Origin of the sequence: Knoellia sp. 3-2P3, from assembly GCF_029223115.1 — a bacterium.
Classification (GTDB): domain Bacteria; phylum Actinomycetota; class Actinomycetes; order Actinomycetales; family Dermatophilaceae; genus Pedococcus_A.
Map to the genome: position 1 here is coordinate 508,720 of NZ_JARGZE010000003.1, position 9,674 is coordinate 518,393.

Annotated in this window: 7 protein-coding genes; 2 read left to right on the forward strand and 5 right to left on the reverse strand. The window is 72.7% G+C overall.

Annotated elements, in window-relative coordinates; all coding sequences use genetic code 11:
- The first annotated feature begins 11 nt into the window (after positions 1-11).
- Positions 12-2,189, forward strand: a complete 2,178-nt coding sequence (locus tag P0Y31_RS12455) for an FG-GAP-like repeat-containing protein (protein WP_275869804.1) — start codon at positions 12-14, stop codon at positions 2,187-2,189.
- Between the two features lie 72 nt (positions 2,190-2,261).
- Here P0Y31_RS12455 and P0Y31_RS12460 read toward each other — a convergent pair whose 3' ends face one another.
- The gene (locus tag P0Y31_RS12460; RefSeq protein WP_275869806.1) at positions 2,262-3,326 is read right to left on the reverse strand and encodes a TIGR03560 family F420-dependent LLM class oxidoreductase; all 1,065 of its coding nucleotides are present in this window, start codon (positions 3,324-3,326) and stop codon (positions 2,262-2,264) included.
- Positions 3,327-3,465: 139 nt separating this feature from the next.
- Here P0Y31_RS12460 and wecB point away from each other — a divergent pair, with 139 nt between their 5' ends.
- Positions 3,466-4,533 (forward strand): UDP-N-acetylglucosamine 2-epimerase (non-hydrolyzing), encoded by a 1,068-nt coding sequence (wecB, locus tag P0Y31_RS12465; RefSeq protein WP_275869808.1) that lies wholly within the window; start codon positions 3,466-3,468, stop codon positions 4,531-4,533.
- An 81-nt stretch (positions 4,534-4,614) separates the two neighbouring features.
- Here the strand turns inward: wecB and P0Y31_RS12470 are convergent, their stop codons facing one another.
- From P0Y31_RS12470 to P0Y31_RS12485, 4 genes are all read right to left on the reverse strand, one after another.
- On the reverse strand, positions 4,615-5,781 hold the full coding sequence (locus tag P0Y31_RS12470) for a glycosyltransferase family 4 protein (RefSeq protein ID WP_275869810.1): 1,167 nt from the start codon (positions 5,779-5,781) through the stop codon (positions 4,615-4,617).
- 55 nt (positions 5,782-5,836) lie between these two features.
- Complete coding sequence (locus tag P0Y31_RS12475; protein WP_275869812.1) at positions 5,837-7,972, reverse strand: acyltransferase family protein; 2,136 nt, start codon at positions 7,970-7,972, stop codon at positions 5,837-5,839.
- Positions 7,973-8,047: 75 nt separating this feature from the next.
- Positions 8,048-9,502, reverse strand: a complete 1,455-nt coding sequence (locus tag P0Y31_RS12480; RefSeq protein ID WP_275869814.1) for a hypothetical protein — start codon at positions 9,500-9,502, stop codon at positions 8,048-8,050.
- 8 nt (positions 9,503-9,510) lie between these two features.
- A partial coding sequence (locus tag P0Y31_RS12485; RefSeq protein ID WP_275869864.1) for a Gfo/Idh/MocA family oxidoreductase occupies positions 9,511-9,674 on the reverse strand: 164 nt, incomplete at its 5' end.

Consider the following 9,674-nt stretch of genomic DNA (forward strand, 5'->3'; position numbering starts at 1 on the left):
CAGGGGACCTCATGACCCGTTCGCCTGCCCGCCTGCGAGTCGGCGCCACCGCCGTGACCGCTGCCGTCGCGGCCTCCCTCGCCCTCGGCAGCGGCGCCACGGCCCACGGGGCCACGACCACCGCCTCCCGCGACGGGGGCGAGCTGAAGACGCGTGCCGCCAACGCGGTGCTGGCCTCGTCCACGCCCTCCGGTGAGGGCGACGCCACCGGTGCGACCCCCTCGGCGAAGGCCCGGTCCACCGCGCTCGGCGAGGCGCCCACCTCCGACCAGCCGTCCACCGCGCCGACGGAGCCGGCGCCGCGCAGCGCGGCGGCGGCCTCCGCGACCGACTGCCAGGCGCTGGGCCTCGACTGGACCCCGACCAACGACCACGTGTGGGTGCACTGGAACAGCACCGGCGCCTCGTCGTATGCCGTGTGGCGGCTGCGCCAGAACGGCACCTGGAAGCAGGTGGGCTCGAGCTCGACCACGAGCTTCCTCGACAAGGGCGTCAACCCCGACGCCTACTTCACCTACCGCGTCGTGGCCGGCGGGCTGACCTGCGACCTCGGCGACTGGGTCACGATGTCGACCGCAGACGGCAGCGGCGAGGTCGACGCCGTCTACGGCGGCGCTGGTGACGCGTCCGGCGTGGGCGGGCTGATGGAGCAGGACCTGTACTCGTACGCCATGCCCGTGGGGCTGGCCGGGGTCGACCCGGCCTACTCCCCCGACGGCCGCCGGATCGCCTCCGCCATGCTCGACGCCGGCAGCCTGTGGAACCTCAGCATCACCGACCCGGCCCGGCCCGGTGGGTACGTGGGCGGCATCGGGATGCCGGCCGGTTTCATCGGTCTCGAGCCCGCCTGGTCGCCTGACGGCCGCACGCTCGTCTACACGCGCTACGCCATCAACGACCAGAACGAGGTGTCCAGCCCCGAGCTGCGCCTCCTCGACGTGACCACCGGGAGCGAGCGGGCCGTCCCCGGCTCGCAGGGCCTGGTCCAGGCCGACTGGCGCTCCACCGCCACCTTGGTGGCCGCCGGCTTCGCCGAGGGCGAAGGGCTGTTCACCATCGCGGCCGCCGGCGGCACCAGGACGCCCATCGCCGACACGCAGAACGCGGGCTACCCCGAGGTGGCCCCCGACGGCCGCGTGTGGTTCATCGAGGACGACGGCAGCACCGCCAGGGTCAGGGCGGTCGTGCCCCAGGCCAACGACCAGGTCGGCACCGTCGACGAGAGCACCACGCACTGGTTCGAGCGGCTGCGGATCGCCCCGGACGGGACCGTCTTCGTCGTCGACATCGACGGGCACGACCCGCAGAACCCCGACGACGACACCTTCACCGTGATGCACGGTGTCTACGGCCCCGACGGCATGGACCCGACCGCCATCGGGGCGGTCAAGGACCAGGCGCTGGCCGGCTTCCATGGGTTCGACGTCCGCCAGCCCAAGACCAAGGGCACCTCCGACCTCGTCGGTGACGCGAACGGCGACATCCTCGCCCGCGACGCATCCGGTGTGCTGTGGGCCTTCCCGAGCAGCGCCGAGAAGTTCGTCGAGCCGCGCGTCAAGGTGGGCGGCGGGTGGAACATCTACGTCTCGATGATCACCGCCGGCGACCTCAACGGCGACAACCGCGGCGACGTCGTGGCCAAGGACAAGAGCGGACAGCTGTGGTTCTACGCCGGTCGCGGCAACGGCCGGCTCGCCAACCGCGTGCTCATCGGCTCCGGGTGGGGCGGCCTGTCCTACCTCTCCCCCGGCGACCTCAACGGCGACGGCCGGGCCGACCTCGCTGCGGTCACCTCGGGCGGCTCGCTGTACCTCTACGCCGGCAAGGGCACGGGGACCGGCTTCACGCGGACCCTGCTCGGCAGCGGGTTCTCCGGGAAGACGGTGATCGGCATCGGCGACTTCAACTACGACAACACCGCCGACCTGATCAGCCGCGAGGCCAGCACCGGCCGGCTCTACCTCAACGCGGGTCTGGGCGGCGGGAAGTTCGCGGCCAAGAAGGTCGTCGGCACCGGCTGGAGCGGCTTCAACGGCTTCGGCACCCCGGAGTTCAACGGCGGCACGGGCATCTACGCGCGGGGCTCGTCAGGGGCGATGCGGTTCTACCTGTCCGTGGGCGACGGGGCCTTCGCCTCCGGCTACTCCGCCGTCGACGGCAACTGGAAGGCCTACGCCTTCTCCTCCTGACGACGCGAAACGGCGGGGTGTGCCCGGTGGCGACACTGGGCACACCCCGCCGCCGTGTCAGGGCCCGACGGGTCAGCGGCTGCGGCGCCGCAGGTGGAAGTGGTGGCCGTGCTCCTCGCGGTCCACGAGCTCCGGCAGCACCTCCTGCTCGAACAGCTTGATGCTCGTGATGTCGTAGGCGGCGTCGGCGAAGTAGGTGATGGCGTAGGTCATGCCGGCGGCCTCGAGCTTCCTGAACGTCTCGACGATCTGCTCCGGCGTGCCGACGGCGGGGCCGTTGCGGAACGAGCGGACCTGCTCGTCGGCCTTCTCTTCGCTGAGGCCGGCCCGCAGGTACTGCTCGCGGATCCACGCCAGCCGGTTCTCGACCTCGCGCTCGTCCCGGCCGATCACGACGTTGTAGTTGGCGCTGCGGACGATCTCGTCGAAGTCGCGGCCGACGTCCCGGCAGTGGTCCCGCAGGACCTCGCTCTTGTGCCGGAAGCCCTCGGGCGTGCCGTCGAAGTTGGTGTAGTCGGCGTACTGCGCGGCGATGCGCAGCGTCTTCCGCTCGCCGCCGCCCGCCACCCACATCGGGATGCCGTTCTCCTTCGACCCCGGCAGCACGGTGCCCTGCAGCGGCTGCGGGGCGCAGAGGGCGCCGTCGACCTGGTAGTGCTCGCCATGGAAGGTGGCCGAGCCCTTGGTCCACATGTCGCGCATGATCTGCACGCCCTCCTCGAGGGCCTTGATCCGCTCCCCCGCCCGCGGGAAGCCGTAGCCGTAGGCGCGCCACTCGTGCTCGTACCAGCCGGCGCCGATGCCCATGTCGATGCGCCCCTCCGACACGATGTCGGCGGTGGCCGCCACCTTCGCGAGGTAGGCGGGGTTGCGGTAGCTCATGCACGTGCACATCTGGCCCAGGCGGACCCGCCCGGTCACCGCCCCCAGCGCCGCCATCAGCGTCCAGGCCTCGTGGGTGGCCTCACCGGTCGGCACCGGGGTGGTGTGGAAGTGGTCGTAGACCCAGATGGAGGACCAGTCGTCGTTCGCGTCCACGCGCCGCGCGAGGCCGGCCATGACGCCCCAGTGCTGCGACGGGTCGATGCCGACCAGGTCCATGCGCCATCCCTGCGGGACGAACAGTCCGAACTTCATCAACGCTCCTGGTGGTGTGGACGAGCTGGCGGGTCCGGGCGGGCCCGGCTGCGGGGCCCCTCCGTGGGCTCCACTCTACGGACGCCGGGGCACCACGCCTGTTGGGAGCCCAGGTGCCCGCGCCGCTACAGTCTCCCGCGTGAAGATCCTCAGCGTTGTCGGTGCCCGTCCCCAGTTCGTCAAGCTCGCACCCATCGCGCGGGCCCTGGGTGAGGCCGGCCATGAGCACGTCATCGTTCACACCGGCCAGCACTACGACCTCAACATGTCGGACGTCTTCTTCGAGGACCTGGGCATCCCCGCCCCCGATGTGCACCTCGCGGTCGGCTCCGCGAGCCACGGCCGCCAGACCGGCGCCATGCTCGGGGCCATGGACGAGGTGCTCGAGGAGCACCGCCCGGACTGGGTCCTTGTCTACGGCGACACCAACTCCACGGTCGCCGGAGCCCTGTCAGCGGTGAAGATGCACATCCCGCTGGCCCACCTCGAGGCGGGCCTGCGCTCGTTCAACCGCCGCATGCCCGAGGAGCACAACCGCGTGCTCACCGACCACGCGGCCGACCTCTGCCTCGCGCCCACCGAGCTGGCCATGCGCCACCTCGCCAACGAGGGCCTCTCGGGCTCCAGCGTGCTCGTCGGCGACGTCATGACTGACGTGCTGCTCACCGTGCGCGACGCCGTCGCCGAGCGGGAGCCGGAGCTGCCCGAGGCCATCGACCCCGCGAGCCCCTACTACGTCGCCACCCTGCACCGCGCAGAGAACACCGACGACCCCGAGCGGCTGCGCGCCATCATCGAGAGCCTGGCCAAGGTCGACGCGCCCGTGCTCCTCCTCGCGCACCCGCGCCTGCGGTCCCGCGCCGAACAGCACGGCCTCGACCTGGCCCAGGGTGCCGTCGTGGCGGCCGACCCGCTGCCCTACCCCGCCCTGGTCCGGGCGGCGATGTCGAGCGCCGGCGTCATCACCGACTCCGGCGGCCTGCAGAAGGAGGCGTTCCTGCTGCGGGTGCCCTGCACCACGGTGCGCACCGAGACGGAGTGGACCGAGACCGTCGACCTGGGGTGGAACGTGCTCGCGGGCGACGTCGACAGCCTGCACGCGGCCGTGACGCGCCCCGCGCCCCAGCCCACCGACGACGCCCCCTACGGCGACGGCCACGCGGCCGAGCGCGCGGTGCAGGCGATCGTCGGCGCCCAGCCCCGCTGACCACGAGGGGGTCCCGGCCCAGCTGACCCCGGGGGGTCCCGGCCGCGCGTACTCCCAGGGGTCCGGCCCGACGGGCCGACCTCAGCGCGGGGTCAGGCCCGCCTTCTCCAGGGTCGCCCGGGCGGCCTGCAGCGCCGCGGCCGACAGGGAGGCGTGCGACTGCGTCCACTCGACGAGGTGGGCGCTGTCCACGGACCGGGTCTCGTGGGCCTCGAGGGCGTGCGAGAGCGCCTTGGCGACGGCCTCGTCGGAGTACCCGGGGGCCCACCCCAGTCGTTCCTGCTCCACCAGGGCCTGGCCCGCGCCCACGCCCGCGAACACCACCGGCGTGCCACAGGCCGTCGCCGCGTAGATCTTGGTCGGCTTGGCGAAGTCGTAGCCCAGCCCCGGCTTGATCGACACCATGGCCGCCGCTGCCCCGCGGAGCCAGCTGGCGGCCTCGGCAGGCGGGACCACGCCGGGGAACTCCACGGCGCCCGGGGCGACCTCCTCCGCGAGCCGCTTCAGGCCCGGCAGCTCGCTGCCCTGCCCGAGGAACACCATGCGGGCCTGCGGGTGGGTCCTGCGCACGTCGGCCAGGGCCCGCACGAAGACGTCGGCGCCCTGCCACTCCGACATGGTGCCGGTGTAGACGAAGTAGGGGTCGGTCTCCGCGCGGGTCTCCCCCTCGGGCCGGAACACCGTCGTGTCGACGCCGTTGCCGACCACCACGATGCGGTCCTCGGGAACGCCGAGCAGGGCCACCCGCTCGGCAACCCCCTCCGAGACCGCCAGCGTGAGCACGGCCCCGCGCATGACCCAGGACTCCAGGCGTCGCAGCAGCCCGACGAGGAACCCCGGGGCCGCCACGCTCGCGGCTCCGTCGGACCACACGTCCGCGGCGTAGTACGCGTACGGCGCCCGCTGCAGCGCCGACGCGATCCTCACCATGAGGCCGGTGGTCGGCGGCGGCTCGGCCACGAGGAGGGCGGGCCGGCGGCGCACGAGCAGCCGGAACAGCGCCGGGAGGTCGTAGCTGAGGTACTGGACGTAGCCGCGGATGTTGCCGTTCTCGTCGCGCAGCGCCGGCCAGCGGGAGACCCGCAGCCCGCCGTCGTCGACGACACCCCTCGGCGGGGTCGTCGTCAGCACCTCGACGTCGCACCCGAGCGTGGTGAAGGAGTCCGCGAGGACCCGCTGGCGGAAGGCCGCAGCCGCCACCTCCGGGGTGAAGAGGCGCGTGGCGATGCGCACGGTTGTCCTAGGCACGGGCGTCACCCTATCCAGTGGTGTTCGAAGGGGTCGTCGGGCTCGGGAGCGGCGGTCAGCTCGCCGGTTTGGCGAAGCTGCCCATGGCGGTGAGCATCCGGTCCGCCAGCGTCCCCGCGTACGTCGCGGTGAGGTGGTCCGCGTCGCGGTAGACCAGCACCTGGCCGATCACGGGGGCGCACCGGGTGCCCGGGCAGATGAACCTGCCGAGGTCGACCAGCTTGACGCCCTTCTGGCCCCGGGCAGCCGTGGTGACGGTGGAGCCGGCGAGTGCGAACGCCTTGTCGCGGTCGACCGCGCACTTGAGCATCGACGTCTCGTTCGCGGAGACGCAGTCAGCCATGTCGAAGCCCGGCCGGGGCGTGTCGGCCAGCGCGACGACCCGGATCCCCTGGGAGGTCAGCTTGCTCCAGCTGCGGCGCATGCCGGCCACCATCAGCGCGTTGCTCTCCTTCTTGCCCCGCACTCCGTCGCCGTTGTTGACGGGGTAGTACGTCGCCGACGTCACCACGACGTCCGGCTTGGCCTTGATGAGCTTGGCGGTCACGTCCTTGTTCCAGCCGTCGCACGCGGTGTACGGCCGCTGGTCCTTGCCCAGTGTCACGGTCTCGTCCGCCAGCGGGCAGCCGGACTTGCTGAAGGCGAGCACCTTCCACTTCTGGGACTTCCCGAGCGCCTGGAACGTGGGCACCCACTGGGCCGCGTGCGAGTCGCCGACGACGGCGACGGTGAACGAGCCGTTGGGGTCGCCGTAGGTGCAGCCCTTGGCCACCGGCGACGGGTTGTCCAGGACGTGGCAGCCGTCCTTGTACACGTCGGGGATGTCGTCGCGCACCTTGGTGATCGGCGGGGTGAACGTGCCTGGGTCGTTCACCGGCACTCCCCGCGCCGACTCCCGCGGCTCGTCGGGAAGCACCGCCGCCCCGTAGGACTGTCCGGGCTTCATCTCCACCTCGCGGCTCGTGAGCGCGGACGCGGCATACAGGCCCGCCCCGGCGGTCACCGACAGGACGGTGCAGACGGCGCCGAGGCGCAGCGCCCAGCGGCGCATCTCCAGGCGCGGCCCTGTGCGGCGGCGCACCGGCTCCTCGACGAGCTGGAAGGAGATCCACGCGGGGACGACCGACAGGCACACGGCGAGGAAGCCGCGGAACGGGTCGAGGTGGCCGGGGCGGTCCAGCAGGAGCGCCGCGGCGAACACCAGGACCGGCCAGTGCCACAGGTAGAGGGAGTACGACAGCTTGCCCAGGAACTGCATCACGGGGACGCGCAGGAGGGCGACGGGCCCACGGGGACCGGCCGAGGGGCCCACGGCGATGATCGCCGCCGTGCCCAGGATCGGGACCGCCGCGATGCTGCCGGGGAACGGCTGGTCGGTCTGCAGGAACAACAGCGTCGCGCCGACCGCCACCAGCCCCAACCAGCCGATCGCCGCGGCCACCCCTTCGCGCAGGACCCGCAGGAAGGTCGGCGCCAGCAGGGCGACCAGCCCGCCGACCGCGAGCTCCCAGAGCCGGGTGGTGGTGACGAAGTAGGCCTTCTCCGGGGCGGCGGCGGTGTAGTAGACCGACCAGGCGAAGGACGGGATGGCGATGAGGCTGAGCCCGATGATCATGGGCCCGCGCTTGGAGGTGGCCCGGCGGGCGAGGAGGCCGATGAGCCCGAGGAGCAGCGGCCACAGGATGTAGAACTGCTCCTCGACCGCCAGGGACCAGAAGTGCTGGACCGGGCTCGGCGCCACGTCGGCGGCGAGGTAGTCGACCGAGCCGTCGGCCAGGCGCCAGTTGATGACGTAGAGGCCGCTCGCCAGGACGTCCTTGCCCACGTCGCCCCACCGGATCTTCGGCAGCAGGAGCAGGCTGAGCACGGCGACCGACACCAGCGTGAACGCCGCGGCGGGCAGCAGCCGCTTGGCGCGCCGGGCGTAGAAGCCGCGGAAGGAGATGTGGCCGCGCTGCTGGAGCTCGCGGGCCAGCAGGTTGGTCATGAGGTAGCCGGAGATGACGAAGAACACGTCGACGCCGACGAAGCCGCCGGCGATCCAGGGGATGCCGGCGTGCCAGAGCAGCACGCTGACGACCGCGATGGCCCGCAGGCCCTCGATGTCGGGGCGGAACCGGGAGCGGTCCAGCGCCTCGCTGGAGCTGGGTTCCCGACCGGTGTCTGTGGCGTTGGGGGTCGTCAGCGACATGAGCAGGCGTGGGGGAAGGCGAGCGCGAGCATGGGGCCCCATCCTACCAGCGGAGCCCCTCCCGACCTCATCTCGTCATCGCCGGACCGCACCCAGCAGGAGCCGCACGTCGCGCAGCGACAGCGCCAGCCAGAGCGCGGTGAAGGCGGTTGCGAGCACCACCTGGCCGACCACCCCGACACCCTGCTCCTGCTCCCACCAGCAGATGGCGGTCACCGCCGCCGCACCCGCGGCGAGCCGGACCGCGGCCGGGGTCCACCGGTGGCCCTCCAGCACCCACGCGGCGGCCACGGGCGCCAGCCCGACGACCGCGGACCCGATCGCGAAGCCGATGGCGATCTCGAGCACGCCGCCGGACGGCGCGCGCACCACCCACCAGCCCATGCCGACCACGGCGCCCACCACGCTGGCCGCCACCACGAACCGGCTGTGGCGGTGCTCGCGGCTCAGCAGGCTGTTGATGGCGCCTGCGGCGAGGTTGGTGAGCATCACGGCGCCGAGCAGCACGGGCAGCAGCACCTTGGCGGGCTCGAACTCCTCGGACCGGTAGAACAGGTCGATGAGCGCGGGGCTGAGGATCATCAGCGGGCCGAAGGTGGCCATGCTGAGAAGCACGAGCCCCCGTGTGGCGAGGTCGGTCTGGCGGGCGGCGCCGGCGGCGTCGCCGCGCCCGACGGCCGCCGACAGGCTCGGGAAGAGCACGAGCGTGAGCGATCGCGAGGCCAGTGAGGCTGGTGTGGCGAGCGAGAGCGCCGCCGCGAACGAGCCGGCACCACCGGGGTCCCAGTACTGCGCGGCCACCATCGTCAGCTGCAGGAAGCCGCCGGTGGCCACGGCGTTGACGAGCGAGAGCCACAGGAAGCCGCGGATCTCCCGACGGACCTCGGTCGGCAGGGCGCCGCTCGCCCGGGGCCAGCTGACGACCGTGTACAGCCCGTAGCAGAGCACCAGGGGCAGGAGCAGCCACGCACTGGCCTCCACTGCGAGCACCAGCACCAGGCCGGCGAGCGCGAGCGCTGCGCTGACGACGTCCCACACCGTGGCGCGCAGGGTCTGTCCGGCGCCGAAGAGGAAGCCGCGGACGTAGACGTAGCCGGAGTATGCCGCGGCCAGCGCCCCTGAGAGCACGGCCTCCGTGGGGTCCAGGCGCAGCAGCGGGACGGCCAGCACGGTGGTGCCCACCGCGAGCCCGGCCATGGAGACCAGCGTGATGCGTGCGAGGTGGTGGGCGGCGCCGTCGGCCCGCTCGAGGTCCAGGGCGCCCCGGTAGCGGGCGACGTACTTGGTGGCGGCCATGGCCGTCGCGCTCGGCACGAGCAGGCTCGCGAGCATCGCCAGGGCGATGCCGGCGTTGAGCGAGCCCAGGGCGTACTGCCCCAGGACGTTGCCCACCAGGACGCTGTAGACGAACCGGACGGCCCCCTGGACGAGGATGCCGGCGGTCGACAGCGCAGCCTGGTGGGCCATGCCCTGGGCGGCCTCGGCCTGCGTCGGCGGCACCCTGGGCCGCAGGTGGCTCAGCAGGCCCACGCCCGCCCCTAGGCCGGCTGGAGCGAGACGGTCTGCCCGGTGGCCGCGGACTCGATGCAGGCCTCGGCGACGCGGACGGTGGTCAGGCCCTGCTCCATGGTGACGATGTCGGCGCCCTCCTTGCCCAGCACCGCGTCGCGGAACATCTCGTGCTCGACCCGCAGCGGCTCGG